16 protein-coding genes and 1 pseudogene are annotated in these 17,662 nt (G+C 74.0%); 14 read left to right on the forward strand and 3 right to left on the reverse strand.

The window, feature by feature from the left end:
• Nucleotides 1-68 precede the first annotated feature (68 nt).
• From ACSURM_RS05835 to ACSURM_RS05875, 9 genes are read left to right on the forward strand one after another with little or no spacing between them, the layout of a single operon-like run.
• Nucleotides 69-1,052, forward strand: a complete 984-nt coding sequence (locus tag ACSURM_RS05835; protein ID WP_436953878.1) for an ABC transporter substrate-binding protein — start codon at nucleotides 69-71, stop codon at nucleotides 1,050-1,052.
• A complete protein-coding gene (locus ACSURM_RS05840) occupies nucleotides 1,049-1,822 on the forward strand; it encodes a 2,3-dihydro-2,3-dihydroxybenzoate dehydrogenase (protein WP_436953879.1) in 774 nt (257 codons plus the stop codon). The genes ACSURM_RS05835 and ACSURM_RS05840 overlap by 4 nt, the downstream gene beginning before the upstream one ends.
• A gap of 39 nt (nucleotides 1,823-1,861) precedes the next feature.
• Nucleotides 1,862-3,061 (forward strand): isochorismate synthase, encoded by a 1,200-nt coding sequence (locus ACSURM_RS05845; protein WP_436953880.1) that lies wholly within the window; start codon nucleotides 1,862-1,864, stop codon nucleotides 3,059-3,061.
• Nucleotides 3,058-4,686, forward strand: coding sequence for a (2,3-dihydroxybenzoyl)adenylate synthase (locus tag ACSURM_RS05850; RefSeq protein WP_436953881.1), 1,629 nt, complete (start codon nucleotides 3,058-3,060; stop codon nucleotides 4,684-4,686). The genes ACSURM_RS05845 and ACSURM_RS05850 overlap by 4 nt, the downstream gene beginning before the upstream one ends.
• 19 nt (nucleotides 4,687-4,705) lie before the next feature.
• Nucleotides 4,706-5,338, forward strand: a complete 633-nt coding sequence (locus tag ACSURM_RS05855) for an isochorismatase family protein (protein ID WP_436953882.1) — start codon at nucleotides 4,706-4,708, stop codon at nucleotides 5,336-5,338.
• Between the two features lie 3 nt (nucleotides 5,339-5,341).
• Entirely contained in the window at nucleotides 5,342-5,569 is a 228-nt protein-coding gene (locus ACSURM_RS05860) for a phosphopantetheine-binding protein (protein WP_359042740.1), read from the forward strand.
• Nucleotides 5,566-9,444, forward strand: a complete 3,879-nt coding sequence (locus ACSURM_RS05865; protein WP_436953883.1) for an amino acid adenylation domain-containing protein — start codon at nucleotides 5,566-5,568, stop codon at nucleotides 9,442-9,444. Before ACSURM_RS05860 ends, ACSURM_RS05865 begins: the two co-directional genes overlap by 4 nt.
• Complete coding sequence (locus ACSURM_RS05870; protein WP_436953884.1) at nucleotides 9,441-9,635, forward strand: MbtH family NRPS accessory protein; 195 nt, start codon at nucleotides 9,441-9,443, stop codon at nucleotides 9,633-9,635. Before ACSURM_RS05865 ends, ACSURM_RS05870 begins: the two co-directional genes overlap by 4 nt.
• Nucleotides 9,632-10,390 (forward strand): 4'-phosphopantetheinyl transferase family protein, encoded by a 759-nt coding sequence (locus ACSURM_RS05875; RefSeq protein ID WP_436953885.1) that lies wholly within the window; start codon nucleotides 9,632-9,634, stop codon nucleotides 10,388-10,390. Before ACSURM_RS05870 ends, ACSURM_RS05875 begins: the two co-directional genes overlap by 4 nt.
• Here ACSURM_RS05875 and fes read toward each other — a convergent pair.
• Nucleotides 10,317-11,588 carry an enterochelin esterase gene (gene fes / locus ACSURM_RS05880; protein WP_436960943.1) on the reverse strand — a complete coding sequence of 424 codons (1,272 nt, stop codon included), beginning with the start codon at nucleotides 11,586-11,588 and terminating at the stop codon, nucleotides 10,317-10,319. The two genes, ACSURM_RS05875 and fes, sit on opposite strands and share 74 nt — an antisense overlap.
• A 212-nt stretch (nucleotides 11,589-11,800) precedes the next feature.
• Between fes and ACSURM_RS05885 the strand changes: the two genes are divergently transcribed.
• The 4 genes and pseudogenes from ACSURM_RS05885 to ACSURM_RS05900 all read left to right on the forward strand — a co-directional run bounded on the left by ACSURM_RS05885 (nucleotide 11,801) and on the right by ACSURM_RS05900 (nucleotide 14,941).
• Entirely contained in the window at nucleotides 11,801-12,856 is a 1,056-nt protein-coding gene (locus ACSURM_RS05885; RefSeq protein WP_436953886.1) for a YncE family protein, read from the forward strand.
• 319 nt (nucleotides 12,857-13,175) lie between these two features.
• Entirely contained in the window at nucleotides 13,176-13,829 is a 654-nt protein-coding gene (locus ACSURM_RS05890) for a GntR family transcriptional regulator (protein WP_436953887.1), read from the forward strand.
• Nucleotides 13,830-13,877: 48 nt separating this feature from the next.
• Nucleotides 13,878-14,048, forward strand: a pseudogene (locus ACSURM_RS05895) (PIG-L family deacetylase); the annotation flags it as partial.
• 335 nt (nucleotides 14,049-14,383) lie between these two features.
• A complete protein-coding gene (locus ACSURM_RS05900; protein ID WP_436953888.1) occupies nucleotides 14,384-14,941 on the forward strand; it encodes a MarR family winged helix-turn-helix transcriptional regulator in 558 nt (185 codons plus the stop codon).
• A gap of 170 nt (nucleotides 14,942-15,111) precedes the next feature.
• On the opposite strand, the gene ACSURM_RS05905 is transcribed toward ACSURM_RS05900, so the two are convergent.
• Complete coding sequence (locus ACSURM_RS05905; protein ID WP_436953889.1) at nucleotides 15,112-15,693, reverse strand: TetR family transcriptional regulator; 582 nt, start codon at nucleotides 15,691-15,693, stop codon at nucleotides 15,112-15,114.
• 367 nt (nucleotides 15,694-16,060) lie between these two features.
• Between ACSURM_RS05905 and ACSURM_RS05910 the strand changes: the two genes are divergently transcribed.
• A complete protein-coding gene (locus tag ACSURM_RS05910) occupies nucleotides 16,061-16,642 on the forward strand; it encodes a TetR/AcrR family transcriptional regulator (RefSeq protein WP_436953890.1) in 582 nt (193 codons plus the stop codon).
• A gap of 236 nt (nucleotides 16,643-16,878) precedes the next feature.
• On the opposite strand, the gene ACSURM_RS05915 is transcribed toward ACSURM_RS05910, so the two are convergent.
• The gene (locus tag ACSURM_RS05915; RefSeq protein WP_359042723.1) at nucleotides 16,879-17,655 is read right to left on the reverse strand and encodes a class I SAM-dependent methyltransferase; all 777 of its coding nucleotides are present in this window, start codon (nucleotides 17,653-17,655) and stop codon (nucleotides 16,879-16,881) included.
• Between the last annotated feature and the right edge of the window lie 7 nt (nucleotides 17,656-17,662).

Raw genomic sequence — 17,662 nt, forward strand, 5'->3', positions numbered from 1 at the left:
CCGGCCCACCGGCCGGGGACCGGGAACCATGTCCCACCCCTCACCCTCGACTCAGGAGTTCTCCTTCCATGTCCACCCGACGTTCCCCCCGCAGAACCCTCCTGACCTCCGCCGCCGCGGTACTGACCGGAGCCGTCCTCCTCACCGGCTGCGGAAGCGACGACGGCGACGGCGGTGACGGCGCGAGCGGCAAGGAGCCGGGCACCCGTCACCTCACCGACGCCACGGGCCGCGACGTGGACGTGCCGTCCGCCCCCAAGAAGGTCGTGACGCTGAGCGAGCCCACCCTGGACGCCGCCCTGGCGCTCGGTGTCGAGCCGGTCGGCGCCACCGCGGGCCGCGGGCAGAAGGGCGTCTCCACCTACCTCGCCGGCAAGGCGGGCGCCGCACAGGTGGTCGCCACGGTCGCCGAGGCCGACATGGAGAAGGTCGCCGCGCTCCGGCCCGACCTGATCCTGCTCGACGAGACGACGGCCGTGAAGACACAGGTCTCCAAGCTGGAGTCGATCGCCCCGACGGTGGTCACCGCCAAGCTCAACGAGGACTGGAAGAAGGCGTTCACGGCCACGGCCGGCGCCCTGAACAAGGAGTCCGAGGCCCAGAAGATCATCAGCGGCTTCGACGCGGACCTGGCCGCCGCCAAGAAGAGGCTCGGCGGCAACGCGGGCGCGTCGGTCAGCGTGGTCCGCTGGCAGAACGGCGCCCCGTCGGCGGTCGGCCGCGGCGTGGGTCACGTCGGCTCCACCCTCTCGGACCTGGGCCTCGGCCGGCCCGAGGCGCAGCGGGGCGTGGGCAGCGGCCACAGCGAGCCGGTGAGCCTGGAGAAGCTGTCCGCCATCGACGCCGACTGGCTGGTCCTCGGCACCCTCGGCGACAAGGCCGACGGCGAGAAGGCGTACGCCGAGGCGAAGAAGGTCCCCAACTTCGGCAGGCTGAAGGCCGAGCGGAACGGTCACGTCATCGTCGTCCAGGGCTCCGCCTGGAACAGCGCCGGCGGTCCGCTCGCCGCGCGGATCGTCCTGGACGACCTGACGAAGGCGCTCGCCTCATGAGCGCCACCGGTCTCGACGGCCGCCTCGCCCTCGTGACGGGGGCCGGCCGGGGCATCGGCGCGGCGGTGGTCGCGGCCCTCGTCGCGGAGGGCGCCCGGGTGGTCGCCGCGGACCTCGCCTTCGGCGACGCGGCGGCGCCCGGGGAGCGGGTCACCGCCCGGACCCTGGACGTCACCGACGCCGCCGCCGTGGAGGCGCTGGTCGCCGAGACCGAGGACGGCCTCGGCCCGCTGGACGTGGCCGTGAACGTCGCCGGCGTCCTGCGCGACGCACCGGTCACCGAACTCACCGACGAGGACTGGGCGGCGCACTTCGCGGTCAACTCCACCGGCGTCTTCCACGTCTCCCGCGCCGTCGCCCGCCGGATGACCGGACGCGGCCGGGGCAGCATCGTCACCGTCGCCTCCAACGCGGCCGGCGTCCCGCGCGCGAACCTCGCCGCGTACGCCGCCTCCAAGGCGGCCGCGGTGATGTTCACCAAGTGCCTCGGCCTGGAGGTCGCCCGGCAGGGCGTGCGCTGCAACACGGTCTCCCCCGGCTCGACCCTGACCGACATGCAGCGCGCCCTGTGGGCCGGGGGCGACGAGGAGTCCTCGGCGCGACGGGTGATCGAGGGGGACCCGGCGTCCTACCGCACCGGCATCCCGCTCGGCCGGATCGCCGACCCCGCCGACATCGCCGACGCCGTCGTCTTCCTGGCCTCCGACCGGGCCCGGCACATCACGATGCACGACCTGTACGTCGACGGCGGCGCCACCCTGCGGGCCTGACCGCACCCCGGCCCGGCCCCTCCCTCACTGGAGACTGAGATGTCCGTTTCCCTGCCCGCACCCACCGCGTTCGCGCCGGTCTCCCCCGGCGCGGCCACCTCCCTGCTCGACGCGTACCGTCCGGCCACCGACCGGTTCGTGGCCACCCCCCACCGGACGCTGCTGGGCCGCGGCACCGCCGCCGTCATACCCGACGACTCCCGCCCGCCGGCCGTACGGGTTCGCGAGACCCTCGACGGGCTGCGCCGGCCCGGGGCCACGGCGCCGGTCGTCGTCGGCGCGCTGCCCTTCGCCCCCGACGGCCCGGCCGCGCTGGCGGTGCCGGACGCGGTGCACTGGGCGCCGCCGCTGCGCGAGGACCCGCTGGTCGCGCTGCCGGTGCCGGACGACGAGGACCGGCCCCGCTGGCGGATCGAGGAGGTGCCCCCGCCCGAGCGGTACGGCGCCGCCGTCGCGGCGGCGGTCGCCCGGATGCGGGCCGGCGAGCTCCACAAGGTCGTCCTCGCCCGCAGCCTGGAACTGACCTCGGACCGCGCCCCCGACCTGCCGGCGATGCTGCGCCGGCTGGCCCGCCGCGACCCGTCCGGCTACACCTTCGCGGTGCCCGGCGGCCCGGGCCGCACCCTGATCGGCGCCAGCCCGGAACTGCTGGTGGCCCGGCAGGGCGGCCGGCTGACCGCCAACCCGCTCGCGGGCTCGGCGCCGCGCAGCGAGGACCTGGCCGAGGACGTGCGGCGCGCGGTCGCGCTGCTGGAGTCCGACAAGGACCACCACGAACACACCGTGGTGGTGGCCGCCGTACGGGACGCGCTGGCGCCGTTCTGCACCACCCTTCAGGTGCCCGAGCGGCCGACGCTGGTGCGCACCGCCGCGATGTGGCACCTGTCGACCACGGTCACCGGCGAACTGGCCGACCCCGGCGCCACCAGCGCGCTCGACCTGGCGGCCGCGCTGCACCCCACGCCCGCCGTGTGCGGCGCCCCCACCGACCTGGCCCGGCGGGTGATCGCCGAGTCGGAGCCCTTCGACCGGGGCGCCTACACCGGGATGGTCGGCTGGCAGGACGCCGACGGTGACGGCGAGTGGGTCGTGACGATCCGCTGCGCCGAGGCCGAGGGCACCACCCTGCGCCTGTTCGCCGGGGCCGGGGTCGTGGCCGCGTCGACGCCGGAGGCCGAGACCGCCGAGACCGCCGCCAAGTTCCGTACCTTCCTGCACGCCGTCGGAGCCTCCCTGTGACCCTCACCCCCGGGGTGGACGCCCCCACCTGGCCGCCCGAGTTCGCCGAGCGCTACCGCGCCGCCGGCTACTGGCGCGGCCAGACCTTCGGTGACATGCTCCGCGAGCGGGCCGCCGCCCACCCCGACCGGACCGCGCTGGTCGACCCGGCCCCCGAGCGCCGTACCTGGACGTACCGCGAGCTGGACGAGCGGGCCGACCGGCTGGCCGCCGGGTTCCTCGCGCGCGGCATCCGCAAGGGCGACCGGGTCGTCGTGCAGTTGCCGAACACCGGCGAGTTCGTCGAGGTGGTCTTCGCCCTGTTCCGGATCGGCGCGCTGCCGGTGTACGCGCTGCCCGCGCACCGCGAGACGGAGATCGCGCACTTCTGCTCGTTCACCGAGGCCGTCGCCTACGTCGTCCCGGACCGGCACGCCGGCTACGACCACCGGGAGCTGGCCGCGCTGATGCTGGAGCGGACGCCGTCCCTCAGGCACGTCTTCGTGGCCGGTGATCCGGGCGGGCACACCGCGCTGAGCGAGGTGCCGTGCGAGCCGTCGGGGCCGTTCGACGGGCCCGAGCCGCACGAGCTGGCCTTCCTCCAGCTGTCCGGCGGCACGACGGGGCTGAACAAGCTGATCCCGCGCACCCACGACGACTACATGTACTCGCTGCGGGGCTCGAACGAGATCTGCGGGGTGGACGACGGCACCCGGTTCCTGGTCGTGCTGCCCGCCGCGCACAACTTCCCGATGAGTTCCCCGGGCTGGCTCGGCGTGCTGTACGCGGGCGGCACGGTGGTGCTCTGCCCGAGGCCCGACCCGGCGACCGCGTTCCCGCTCGTGGAGAGCGAGCGGATCACCATGACGGGCCTGGTGCCGCCGCTGGCCCTGGTGTGGACGGACGCCGCTCCCGCCACCGCGCACGACCTGTCCGGCCTGGAGCTGGTCCTGGTGGGCGGCGCGAAGTTCAGCGAGTCGGCGGCCCGCCGGCTGGAGCCCGCGCTCGGGTGCCGGCTGATGCAGGTCTTCGGCATGGCGGAGGGCCTGGTCAACTACACGCGGCTGGACGACGACACCGAGACCGTCGTCACCACCCAGGGCCGGCCCATCTCCCCGGACGACGAGATACGCGTCGTCGACGACGAGGACGACGAGGTACCGGAGGGCGAGTCCGGGCACCTGCTCACCCGCGGCCCGTACACCATCCGCGGCTACTGGCGGGCCCCCGAGCACAACCGCCGCTCGTTCACCGAGGACGGCTTCTACCGCACCGGCGACATCGTGCGCCGCCTGCCCAGCGGCCACCTCGTCGTCGAGGGCCGGGCCAAGGACCAGATCAACCGGGGCGGCGAGAAGATCGCGCCGGAGGAGGTCGAGAACATCATCCTCGCCCACCCGGCCGTGCACGACGTGTCCGTGGTCGCCGTCCCCGACGAGTACCTCGGCGAACGCTCCCTCGCCTACGTCATCCTCCGCGAGGGCGCCGAGCCGCCGAAGCCGGTGGCGCTCAAGCGGTTCGTCCGCGAGCGGGGCATCGCCGCGTACAAGATCCCCGACCTGGTGGAGTTCGTCGACGCCTTCCCGCAGACCGGCGTCGGCAAGACCAGCAAGAAGCACCTGCGGTCCGCCGCCGGACAGTCCTGACCCTTCGAGAGGCTCCCCCATGGCACTTCCCGCCATCGCCCCCTACCCGCTCCCGGCACCGGACGAGCTGCCCGCGGGCCGCGTGGCCTGGACCGTGGACCCGGCGCGTGCCGTCCTGCTCGTGCACGACCTGCAACAGCACTTCCTCGACGCCTTCCCGGCCGGCGAGCAGCCCCTGACCGGCATGCTCGCCAACACCGCGCGGCTGCTGAAGGAGTACCGCCGGCTCGGCGTACCGGTCGTCCACACCGCCCAGCGCGGCGGCCAGACACCCGAACAGCGCGGTCTCCAGCTGGACTTCTGGGGTCCCGGCATCGCCAACGACCCGGAGAGGCTCGCCGCGCCCGGCATCGTCGCCCCGGCGGACGGCGACACGGTGCTGACCAAATGGAAGTACAGCGCGTTCGTCCGCACCGAACTGGCGGAGCTGATGCGGGACAAGGGCCGCGACCAGATCGTCATCACCGGCGTCTACGCGCACATCGGGGTGCTGATGACCGCCGCCGACGCCTGGCAGCGGGACATCCAGGCCTTCGTCGTCGCGGACGCGGTCGCGGACTTCTCCCGCGCGGACCACGACATGGCCCTGCGCTACGCCGCCGGCCGCTGCGCGGTCGTGACCACCACCGACACACTGCTCCAGGAGGCCTGAGGCATGGCGCTCACCGTCGAACAGATCCGTACCGATGTCGCCGACTGCCTCGGTGAGGACCCGGCGGACATACCCGTCGACGAGAACCTGGTCGACTACGGCCTGGACTCGGTCCGCGTCATGGCGCTGCTGGAGCGGTGGCGCCACGAGCACGCCGTGACCGCCGGCTTCGCGGACCTCGCCGAGCGGCCCGCCATCGAGGCGTGGGCCGCGCTGCTGGGGGCGGCATGACCGCCGCCGTGGAACCGGCCCCGCCGGTGCTGCCGCTGACGGCCGCCCAGTCGGGCATGTGGTTCGCGCAGGCCCTCGATCCGCTCAGCCCCGCGCAGAACACCGCCGAGTGCCTGGAGATCGACGGGCCGCTGGACCCCGCGCTGTTCACCGAGGCGCTGCGCCGGGTGGCCGCCGAGGCCGAGGCGCTGCGGGTCCGTGTCGAGGACACCCCGGACGGGCCCCGGCAGCACATCGCGGCGGACGTCGAACCGCCGCTGACCGTACGGGAGCCGGCCACCCCCGCCGAGGCGGAGGCGTGGATGCGCGCCGACCTGGCCGAGCCGTTCGACCTGTCGGCCGGGCCACTGTTCCGGCACGCCCTGTTCCGGGTCGGCGAGGACCGCTGGCTGTGGTACCAGTGCGTCCACCACCTCGTCATGGACGGCTACGGCCACTCGCTGCTGGTGCGCCGCACCGCCGAGGTCTACTCGGCGCTGGCGCGTGGCGAGCGGCCCGCCCCGCGGTCCTTCGGCACGCTGGCCTCGCTCGTCGAGGACGACGTGGCCTACCGGTCCTCGCCGGCCTTCGCGGCGGACCGCGCGCACTGGTCTCAGGCGTTCGGCGACCGTCCCGAGGCGCCCCGGCCGGCCGGGCGCGGCGCGCTGCCCTCCCGCACGTTCCTGCGCCGCACGGCGTACCTCTCCCCCGAGGCCACCGGGCGGCTGAAGGACCTGGCGGGCCGGCTCCGCGCGACCTGGCCGGACGTGCTGATCGCCGCACAGGCGCTGTACACCGCCCGCGCCACGGCCCGTACCGACGTGGTGCTGGGCCTGCCGATGATGGGCCGCATGGGATCGGTGGCGCTGCGCGTCCCCGGCATGGTGATGAACGTGCTGCCGCTGCGGCTGCGCGTCACTCCCGAAACGGCCTTCGCCGACCTGGTGCGGCAGGTGGTGCTCGGCATCCGCGAGATCCGCCGCCACCAGCGCTACCGCTACGAGGACATCTGCCGCGACCTGGGCCTGCTCGGTGAGGGCCGGGCCCTGGCCGGTCCGCTCGTCAACGTCATGCCGTTCGACTACGGCGTGGACTTCGCGGGCGCCCCCGCCCGGGCCCGGAACCTGTCCGCGGGCCCGGTGGACGACCTGACGGTGAACATCTACGACCGGGCCGACGGCCGGGGCCTGCGCATCGACCACGACGGCAACCCGGCGCTGTACGACGACACCGGTCTCGCCGCGCACCAGGAGCGGTTCCTGCACCTGGTGGACCGGCTCACCGGCACCGACCCGCGGGCCCCGCTCGCGGTCCACCCGATCGCCACCCCGGCCGAACGGGACCTGGTGGTCCAGGAGTTCAACCGCACCGAGCGGGCGCTGCCGCCGACCACCCTGATCGGCCCCATCGAGGCGCGGGCCGCCCGCACCCCGGACGCCACCGCGGTGGTCTTCCGGGACACCGCGCTGACCTACGCCGAGCTGAACACGCGCGCCAACCGGCTGGCCCGGCACCTCCAGGCCCGCGGCGCCCGGCCCGGCACGGTCGTCGCCGTCTCCGTGCCGCGCTCGGCGGAGCTGGTCGTGTCGCTGCTGGCGGTGCTGAAGGCGGGCGCCGCCTATCTGCCGCTGGACCCGGACTACCCGGCGCCGCGGCTGGCGTACATGCTCGCCGACGCGGCGCCCGTGTGCGCGCTCGCCGACCGCGCCGGCCGGCTCCCGGAGGGCACCGGCACCGACGTGGTCGTGCTGGACGGGCTCGACACCTCCGGGTACGCGCGGACCGACCCGGGCCGCGCGCTCACCCCGGCCCACCCGGCGTACGTCATCTACACCTCCGGTTCCACCGGCCGCCCCAAGGGCGTCGTCGTGCCGCACCGGGCCATCGACAACCGGCTGCGCTGGATGCAGGCCGAGTACGGGCTGACGCCCGCCGACCGGGTGCTGCAGAAGACGCCGTCGTCGTTCGACGTGTCGGTGTGGGAGTTCTTCTGGCCGCTGCGCGAGGGCGCGACGCTGGTGGTCGCCGAGCCCGGCGGGCACAAGGACCCGGTGTACCTGGCCCGGCTGATCCGCGAACAGGCCGTCACCACCTGCCACTTCGTGCCGTCAATGCTCCAGGTGTTCCTGGGCGCGCCGGAGGCCGCGGGGTGCGCGGGCGCGCTGCGCCGGGTGTTCTGCAGCGGCGAGGCGCTGCCCCGCCAGGCCGCGCACGCCTTCGCCCGTGTCCTGCCGGAGGTGGCGCTGCACAACCTGTACGGGCCGACCGAGGCCGCGGTGGACGTCACGTACCACGCGTGCGATCCGGCCCGCTCCGGTGCGGTGCCGATCGGCCGGCCGGTGTGGAACACCCGCCTGTACGTCCTGGACGCCGCACTCCAGCCCTGCCCGCCCGGAGTGCCGGGCGAGCTGTACCTGGCGGGCGTCCAGCTCGCCGACGGCTATCTGGGCCGGCCGGAGCTGAACGCGACCCGGTTCGTCGCGGACCCGTTCGGCCCGGCGGGCGGCCGGATGTACCGCACCGGCGACCTGGCGCGCTGGACGGCCGACGGCGAGGTCGAGTACCTGGGCCGCACCGACCACCAGGTCAAGCTGCGCGGACAGCGCGTCGAACCGGGTGAGACCGAGGCGGCGCTGACGGCCCTGCCGGGCGTGGACGCGGCGTGCGCGCTGGTCCGCGAGGACCGGCTCGTGGCGTATGTGACGGGCGGCGCGGATCCGGTGGAGGTCCGGGCGGCGCTGGCCCGGGAGCTGCCCGAGCACATGGTCCCGGCGGCCGTGGTGGCGCTGGACGCCTTCCCGCTCACGCCCAACGGCAAGCTGGACCGCCGTGCGCTGCCCGCCCCGGTCTTCGCCGGCGGGGCGGGGGCGCGGCCGTTCGCCTCGGCCCGCGAGGAGGCGCTGACCGGGCTGTTCGCCGAGGTGCTGGGCGCGGCGGGCGTCGGTCCCGACGACGCGTTCTTCGATCTGGGCGGCACCTCGCTGCTCGCCGTGCGCCTGGTCGGCCGCGTCCGGGAGGAGTTCGGCACCGAGCTGACCCTCGGGTCGCTGTTCGAGGCGCCGACGCCCGCCGCGCTGGCCGCCCGGCTGGACACCGCCGTCCCGGCCTCGGACGACGCGCTGGGCGTGGTCCTGCCGCTGCGCGCCGAGGGCGGGGGCACCCCGCTGTTCGGCATCCATCCGGCGGGCGGCCTGGCCTGGTGCTACGCGGGACTGACCGCGCGGCTCGGCCCCGGCCGGCCGGTGTACGGCCTCCAGGCCCGCGGGCTGGCGGGCGACGAGGAACTGCCGCGCACGCTCCGGGAGGAGGCCGAGGACTACGCGGCGCGCATCCGTGAGATCCAGCCGCACGGCCCGTACCGCCTGGTCGGCTGGTCGGTCGGCGGGGTCCTCGCGCACACCGTGGCCGTCCTGCTCCAGGAGGCCGGGGAGCGGGTCGAACTCCTCGCGCTGCTCGACGCGTTCCCGTCCGAGCAGTGGCGGGAGCGGCCCGCGCCCGAGGAGGGCGACGCGCTCACCGCGGTGCTGCGCATGGCGGGCTTCGACCGCACCACCGAGCGCACCCGCGAGGACGTGCTCGCCACGCTGCGCGCGGCCGGCAGCCCGCTGGCCGGGCTCACCGACCGCACCCTGTCCCGGATCGTCGACATCGTCCCCAACCACGCCCGGATGATGCGCGAGCACGACCACCGCGTCTACGACGGCGACATGCTGTTCTTCACCGCCGCCGCGCCCCGCGCGGAGGACTGGCTGACCCGGGAGGCGTGGCGGCCGTACGTGACCGGGCGGATCGTCAACCTGGATCTGCCGTGCACCCACCCGCAGCTGATGCGGGACCGCTACCTCGACGACATCGCGGCGGTGCTGGCCGCCCGGCTGAAGGAGCTGGACGCATGAGCGCCGACACCACCGGACCCTTCGACGCCCCGTGCGACGACGGCGCGGACGGCCATCTGGTGCTGGAGAACGCGGACGGGCAGCGGTCCCTGTGGCCGGTCTGGCGTGCGGTGCCGGCCGGCTGGACGGCCCGGTTCGGCCCGGCCCCGCACGCGGCGTGCCTGCGCGTGGTGGAGGCGGACCGGGGATGAGCACGGTGACGGCGGTGCGGTCGGCCGGGCTGCCAGACGTGTCCCTGTGGCTGGTGCGCGTCCCCGTCCCGGACGCACCGCCGGACGCCGCCCTCCTGGGCGTCCTCGACCCGGTCGAGCGCCGGCGGGCGGCGGCGCTGCGGCGGCCCGCCGACCGGGCGCTGTACGTGGCCGCCCACGGCACGCTGCGCCGCCTGCTGGGCGACCGGCTGGGCCTGCCGCCCGCCGGGGTGGCGCTGACCCGGCTGCCGTGCCCCGGCTGCGGCGGGCCGCACGGCCGTCCCGCCGTCGCCGGACCGGCCGGTGACCGCCTGCACTTCTCCCTCTCGCACACCGCCGGCCTCGCCCTGCTGGCCCTGGCCGGTCGGCCGGTCGGCGTCGACGTCGAGCGGGTGCCCGGGCCGCGCCCGGCCGAGGACGCCGCCCGGGCGCTGCACCGCGCCGAACGGGAAGAGCTGGCGCGGCTGTCGCCGGGGGCCCGCCCCGGCGCCTTCGCGCACTGCTGGACCCGCAAGGAGGCGTGGCTGAAGGCGACGGGCGAGGGCCTTTCCGGTGAGGCCCTGCGCGGGCGCTACCTCGGCACCGGCCCCCGGCCCGCCGCGCTGCCCGGCCTGCGCGTCACCGACGTCGAGGTACCGCCCGGCTGGGCCGCCGCCTGCGCGGTGCGCGAGGGGACCCGGGTCAGCGGCCCAGGAGCTCCACCAGGCCGTCGGCCAGCTCGGTGCGCCAGCACAGGTAGTCGTGACCGCCGTTGAACTCCCGGTAGGAGGAGTCGTGGTACCCCCGTTCGCGCAGGGTGTCGCGCAGCCGGCGGGCGGCGGGCAGCGCCACCCACTCCTGCTCGCCGAAGGAGAGCCGGAACCGCACCGGCAGCCGGGGCGCGGCGGCGAGCGCCCGGGTGAGCCACTCGGCGTCCTCCCCGGCGGGCCACCAGAAGGAGCCCGACTGGACGAGGGCGTTGCCGAAGCGGTGCGGGGCGGCAGCGGCCGCGTAGGCGGCGGTGAGCCCGCCCAGGCTCTGCCCGGCGACGACGGTGCGCGCCGGGTCGGCGGTGACGGGCAGGTGCCCGGCCGCCCACGGCAGCAGTTCGTCCGCGAGGTGGGCGACGTACTCGGGGCGGCAGCTCAGTTCCGTCCAGCGGGTGGCTTCGTCCACGGCCTCCGGCAGTACGGCGGCCAGCGGCGGGAGGCGTCCGTCGGCGACGAGGTTGTCCAGCAGGTGGGCGAGGCCGAGCCGGGGTCCCCAGTGCTCGCCGTCCAGCAGCACCAGCACCGGGAGCCCGTCGGCCGGGGCCTCGCCGGCGGGCGCGTACAGCCAGACCCGCCGGTTTCCGCCCAGCCGGGCGCTCGGCATCCGGTGCTCGGTGAGGGTGCCGTGCGCGATGTCCGGCCGGGGCCGCCAGTCGTCCGCGTCGGGGGCGGCGGGGAGTTCGGCGTACGACACCCGCCCGCCGCCCCAGCGGCGCGGCAGGGCGCGGTCGTTGAACGGGTCGGGGCGGGGCCGGGACCGCAGCCGGCGCCAGTACCCGTCCTCGGTGTCCGCGGCTTCCACGTCCCCTTCGTCGACGTGGAAGTCGTACGTACCGCGCCAGTCGTGCCTGAGCCGCAGGGTCCAGTGCCACACGTCCGTGCCCGGCAGGTGTGTCATCAGGTTGCCCGCCGGGTCGCGGGGGTCGCCCAGCTTGTTCGGCAGCACCTCGACGGCCCGGGTGGCCGGGGTGCCGCGCCACAGGAACGTCACCGCCCGGTGCTCGGGGTCGCCCTGTGGATCGGGCCCCACCAGCGGTGTGCCCAGGCGTCGCACGTCCCTCCAGAACGCTTCCGCACCGTCCGGCCCGGGCGGCGCGAGGACCGGCTCGGTGAGCCGCGGTACGGGGTGCGGCCGGGGCAGGCGGGGCGGGCGGGTCGCGGTGGGCCGGGGCGGAACGGTGAGAACGGTGTGCGGGGAATCCATTTGACTGCTCACGATCTTCAAGTTAGGTTAGCCTTACCTTACTTGATCGCACGTCGCTTCGCAGGCCGGCCGTTCGCCGCCTTCTACGTGCCTTCCCCCTCCGTCGGACGCGACGCCGCCGCACCGCGCGGCCCGCGACCCGCCCGCCCCGCCTGCCCCGATCGGTTCCGCATCCCGGACGCCAACCCACACGACAAGGGAGTACTCCCACCATGTCCCACATCGGCACCCGCACCCACCGCCGTACCGCGATCACCTCGGCCGTCGCCGTGGCGGTCGCCGCCGGCTGCGCCCTGACCCTCACGGGCACCGCCTCCGCGCACACCGGCGGCTCGTCCGTCAGCACGGCGAAGCTCACCAAGGGCCTGTACCAGTCGGCCTACTCCGAGCGGAACCACGTGCTGTGGGTCACCGCCGCCGTCGGCCGCCCGCCGGTCACCGAGTCGCACCTGCTGAAGGTCGACCCCAGGACCCTCACCGTCAAGTCGGACATCACCCCGCCGGTCACCGACACCGCCACCGGTGCCGTCGAGGCCGTCTACGGCGTCGCCGTGGACGACGAGCACAACACCGTCTGGACGACCAACACCCGTAACAACACGGTGTCCGTCTACAGCCAGCGCACCGGCAAGCACCTCGCCACCCTGCCGAACGTCGCTCACGCCCGCGAGATCGTCGTGGACGAGCGGCACGACACCGTCTGGGCGAGCGCCTTCGGCGACGGCAGCCTCGTCGCCTTCGACAGCAAGACCTTCAAGGAGAAGAAGCGCGTCACCGTCGACGGCTCCGGCCCGGCCGGCCTGGCCGTCGACGAGAGGACCGGCACGGTCTACGCCGCCGACATGACCAACGACCGGCTCATCGCGGTGAAGCGCGGCTCCACGGCGCCGGTCTTCGTCCCGGCCGGGGACGGCGCGATCTCCGTCTCCCTGTCGAAGAACGGCAGGACCGCCTACACCGCCGACCAGACCTCGGGCACCGTGTCCGTGATCGACCTCAAGAAGGGCGTCGTCACCAAGCCGGTGGCGACCGGCGCGGGTGCCCTGTCGGTCGCCACCGACGAGCGCTCCGGCGACGTCCTGGTCGTCAACCGCACCGCCGCCGACGTCACCCGCGTCGACGTCAAGAAGGGCGTCGTCGAGGAGACCGTGACCACCGGCGCCAACCCGAACCACGTGGAGATCGCCGACGGCACCGCCTACGTGGTCGACAAGTCGGGCGCCGGCGCGGCCGAGGACACCCTCACCGAGATCCGCCTCGCCCGCTGACCTTCCCCCGGCACCGGCGCCCGGTACGCACCGCCACGGCAAGCGGCGGCGCGTGCCGGGCGCACGGGTCGGGACCGGCGGCAGCGGGTTCTCGCCGGACCAGCGGCCTCCCGGTGCCGGACGGCGATGCCGCGCAGCCGGGCGCACCGCCCGCAGTCGTGCCGGCATGAGCACCGAAGTGCAGGTGATCGAGACTTTCCGACCAGCCCAGCGCGGCCGTCCGCGGCCGTCGCCCACCCCCTGAAAAATGAGAACAGAATCGTTGACAATTCTGTTCGCCTAGATTTGGCGTCGACAGGCACTCACTCAGGGAGGGCAGATGCCGATGGAAGCCCGTCCAGGCTCCGGAGAGCAGGCAAAGCAGTACGCGCTGGAACGCCTCAGGGGGGCGATCCTGCGGGGCGAGATGGCGCCGGCCCAGCGGCTGGTGGAGAACGAGCTCGCCGAGACGTACGGCGTCACGCGTGCCAGCATGCGTGCCGCGCTGCTGGATCTGACCTCCGAGGGGCTGGTCGAGCGGATCCGCAACCGCGGTTCGCGGGTGCGGGTGGTCACGGTCGAGGAGGCAGTGGAGATCACGGAGTGCCGGATGGCGCTCGAAGGGCTGTGCGCGGCCAAGGCGGCGACCGAGGCCACCGACGCGCAGCTCGACGAGCTGACCGGCCTGGGCGAGGCCATGGCCAAGGCGGTCGCCGACGGCGATCCGGTCACCTACTCCCGCCTCAACCACGACCTCCACGCCCTGATCCGGGACAGCTCCGGCCAGCACACGGCCGTCGGCCTCCTGGAGCGGCTCAACGCGCAACTGGTGCGTCATCGCTTCCAGTTGGCGCTGCGGCCGGGCCGTCCGCAGCAGTCCCTGGGTGAGCACCTGGCCGTGATCGAAGCGATCAGGGCCAGGGATCCGCAAGCGGCCGAGACGGCCGTGCGTGCCCACCTCGGCAGCGTGATCGACGCCCTGCGCGCCGACTGAACCGCGCTCCTGGGGCGGGTGCGGTACCTGTCACCGAGGAGATGCGGCATGACCCACGGCAACGGCGCACCCGCCGCCGCCCCGCCCCGATCGACCCTCGTCGTCACCGCACACGCCGGTGGCTTCGTGTGGCGGGCGGGCGGTGCCATCGCCCTGGCCGCCTCCCGCGGCGAGCAGGTCACCATCGCGTGCCTGACCTTCGGCGAGCGCGGCGCCAGCGGGTAGTCCCCGGCGTCGAAGAAGCGGACCTCCGCGCCGAGTGTCGCGGCGGCGCGCTCGGCCTCCGCACGACGGACCGCCACGATCTCGTCAAGCTCCTCCCCCTCCCGCCACACCTCCGCCGAGGCCAGCACGCGGAACCTGCCAGAATCGCTTCCGCGCCATCTGGCTGATACTTTGCGAAGTCCCGCTGCACCTGGGGCAAAAGCCCAGGTCACATGGGACTCGGTGCGGCGACTCGGCAGAATCGCCGCTCCGCGAACCGGGCGGAGACCCACTTTTCCCACCCCCGCCTTGGTTGAAGTACGCGGACGCACGCAACTACGTTCCCGGCCATGGAGCCTCGTTCGTCTTCTTCCGCGCTCAACCGTGCCCAGCGCGAGTTCAGCCGTCTCGAACCCCGCATCCCGGCCGCCGGCGCCGTGACCGGCAGACACCTCGACCACCTCGGCGCACGTCTCGCGTCCGACCACGAAGTCGCCTGGTGGCAGGCGATGGAGAACCTCCGCGAGCGCTTCGAGCGGGCCATGGCCCAGCAGCTGGCCCGACTCGGACTGTCCGGATCCATGTATCTCGCACTGGAGCAACTGGCCCTGAACGCCGGCGAATTGTGTATCGCGGAGGTGGCCGAGAAGATCCGTCTCAGCCCCTCCTCCACGTCCCGGGTCGTCGACCGTCTGGTCCGCGAGGGACTGGCCGTGCGCCAGCCGGGCGTCGACGACCGGCGCAGTGTGCACGCCGGCGCCACCGAGCAGGGGCGCACCCTGTACGAAGCCGCGCGCCCCGCCTATCGGGCCGCGCTGGCGCAGGCCCTCGACGAGTCGTGGTACGCCGCGGATTCCACCGGCGAGCGGCGTCCCCCGCGGCGGCGGCTGGCCGCCGCGGGGGGCTGACGCGGCGCACCGCCGCTCCCCCTTCTCTCCCACCCCGCGGCCCCTGCCGGGAAGGGCGCGTGTCCGCGCCCGAGATCGCGAAGGTGAGGGTCGCGCACTCCCCAGGGCCGCTGTCCGTCACACCCTCGCGCGCCGCGAGATCCCCCGAACAGGCTCGCGTGTCCGAGCCCTCAGGCCCGGATCCCACGGACGGCCACGTCCCACAGCCCGGCGAACTGCTGTGGGGTTAATCCGTCGCCGTCGGCGCCGATCCGCCGCTCGACCTCGGCGGCCCGTACGAGCAGGGCCGCCAGCCGGGCGACGCGGTCCGCCGACATCTCCGCCGACACCTCACCCGAGCGGCACGCCGCGACCGCGAGGTGACGCATGACCGGAAACCAGTCGGACGACCAGCGGACGGCGTGTTCCGGCCGGTCGTATTCCAGGCGGGCGGCGCCCCGCACCTCCACGCTGTCGTGCAGCGTCCGGGCCAGTGCGACGACCAGCCGGCCCAGGTGATCGAGCGGCGCGTCACCGCCGCTCGAGCCCACATCATCCAGGACGGACACGATCACGCTGCGTGCGTGCTCCACCACGGCGTCGGCCACATCGCTCTTCGAGCTGAAGTGAAAGGTGAGGGCGCCCATCGAGAGGCCCGCGGTCTGGGCTATGCGCCCCATCGACGCGCCCACATAGCCGTCCCGGTCGAACTCCAAGGCCGCAGCCCGGATGAGAGCCACGCGCGTGCGTCGCGCCCTGTCCTGCTGTGTCATGCTCTTCTCTCTCGTCATGCGGCCCCCCGCCACACCCCAGCATGGAGAGCCCAACGGCCTTGCGCCTAGACGGACTTGCCATAACTGTAAGTTAATCGGCCTCCCGTGATCACACCGTAAAGACGGGTGTGCGTCATTTTTCGCCGCCCCTCGCGGGACGGAGCCGGCCATGACGAATCGAGACACTCGGTACCAGCCGGACACGCTCGCCGACGAGTCGGTTCCAGGACCTCCGCGCCCGCGCCGGAGGGTGCCCGCGTTCGGCCGGGCGGGCCCCCGTCCCCGTCACGACCGGCGGTGCGGCGCCGACCCGGCCGACTTTCGCTTATGATCCAAGCTGCTAACCTAGGGATATTAGGAGGGACGGATGGTCCGACGGCCAGGACTCAACACCGAGAAGGTCACCGAAGCCGCAGCCGCGCTCGCCGACGAAGTCGGGCTGGAGAACGTCACCATCTCCGCGCTGGCACGCGGTTTCGGCGTCAAGGACGCCAGCATCTACTCCCATGTCAAGAACCTCCAGGACGTGCGCACGCGCATCGCCCTGCTGGCGTCCGAAGAGCTGAACGCCTGCCTGGCCACCGCGATCGCCGGCCGGTCGTCCGAAGAGGCCCTGGCCGCCTTCGCGGACGCGTACCGCGACTTCGCCCTGCGTCATCCCGGGCGGTACGCCGCGACGCAGATGCAGATCGACCTCGAGAAGGTGGTGCACACCGAGGCGTTCAAGCGCAGTGTCGAACTGACCTACGCGGTGCTCCGCGCCTACGACCTGTCCGAGCCCGACCTGACCGACGCGGTGCGCTTCATGAGGAGCACGTTCCACGGCTTCATCACCATCGAGACGGCAGGCGGGTTCGGGCACCCGCGTGATCTCTCCACGTCCTGGAAGAAGATCGTCACGGGCGTGCACCGGGTCCTCAAGGAGTGGCCGCGCACCACGGCGGTGTGACCGGCCGTGCCAGGCGCGCCCCTCCGGGCGAAACCGTCGGTCCGCCACGCCCCGCTCCGGGCACCGGCGGGCCCGGTGGGCGAGCCGCGCCGTCGGCAGGCCGGTCCCGCGTCGCGGCGGCAGCACGCCCACCAGTCGCGTCGGCGACCTCTCGTGGACGGGAGCGGGCGCGGGAGCTGCCGGCCCGCACACGGTCGAGCGGCCCGGCAGCACGGGCCTTCCGGGTACGTGTCCGGTCACTCGCCCCACTTCATGTAGATGACCGGCGGCTCGCGGCCCGGGAGCTGCCTCAGCGGCGCGTGGTCGAGGCCGAAGACCTCGCGCAGGGCGGTGGTCTCCCCCGGCCACTTGGGGTGCGCCAGCTCGTCGAAGGCGAGGATGCTGCCCTTGGTCAGGTGCGGCTTGATCGCCTCGAGGAGTTCCTTCGTCGGCTGGTACAGGTCGAGGTCGAAGTAGGCGAGGGCGATGATCGTCTCGGGGTTCTCCTCCAGGTACCGCGGGACCGTCTCGCGCACGTCTCCCTGGACGACGAAGGAGCGCTGCGTGTGCCCGAACGGCTCGGTGGCCTCGTGGGCCGCGAGCACCTCGCGCAGGTGGTCGACCTCCTCGTCCGGCACCCGGAAGCGGCCGGCGACGGCGCTGGTGCTGACCTTGTCGACATCGCTGATGTCGTCCGGGAACCCGGTGAAGGTGTCGAAGCCGACGATGCGGCGCAGCGAGTTGTACGGCTCGTAGATGCTGCGCAGCGCGGTCAGGGTGGCCAGGTGACGGCCGTGCAGCACCCCGAACTCCATGATGGTGCCGGGCACTTCGGGGAGCATGCGGTACAGCGCGTCCATGGACAGCAGGTCGGCCAGCTGGTGCCGGCGCATGTAGACCGGCAGGTTGTCGATCAGGTACTGCGGCGGTATGGGAGTGTCGACGAGCAGCTTGGTGAGCCGCTCACGCGCGTCGCGGTCCCGGTCGGACTCGTGCGGGACGATCCTCGGGTCGGTGAACTTGTTCTCGGCCATGATGTCT

The organism is Streptomyces sp. SudanB182_2057, from assembly GCF_964272715.1.
GTDB classification, from domain to species: domain Bacteria; phylum Actinomycetota; class Actinomycetes; order Streptomycetales; family Streptomycetaceae; genus Streptomyces; species Streptomyces rubradiris.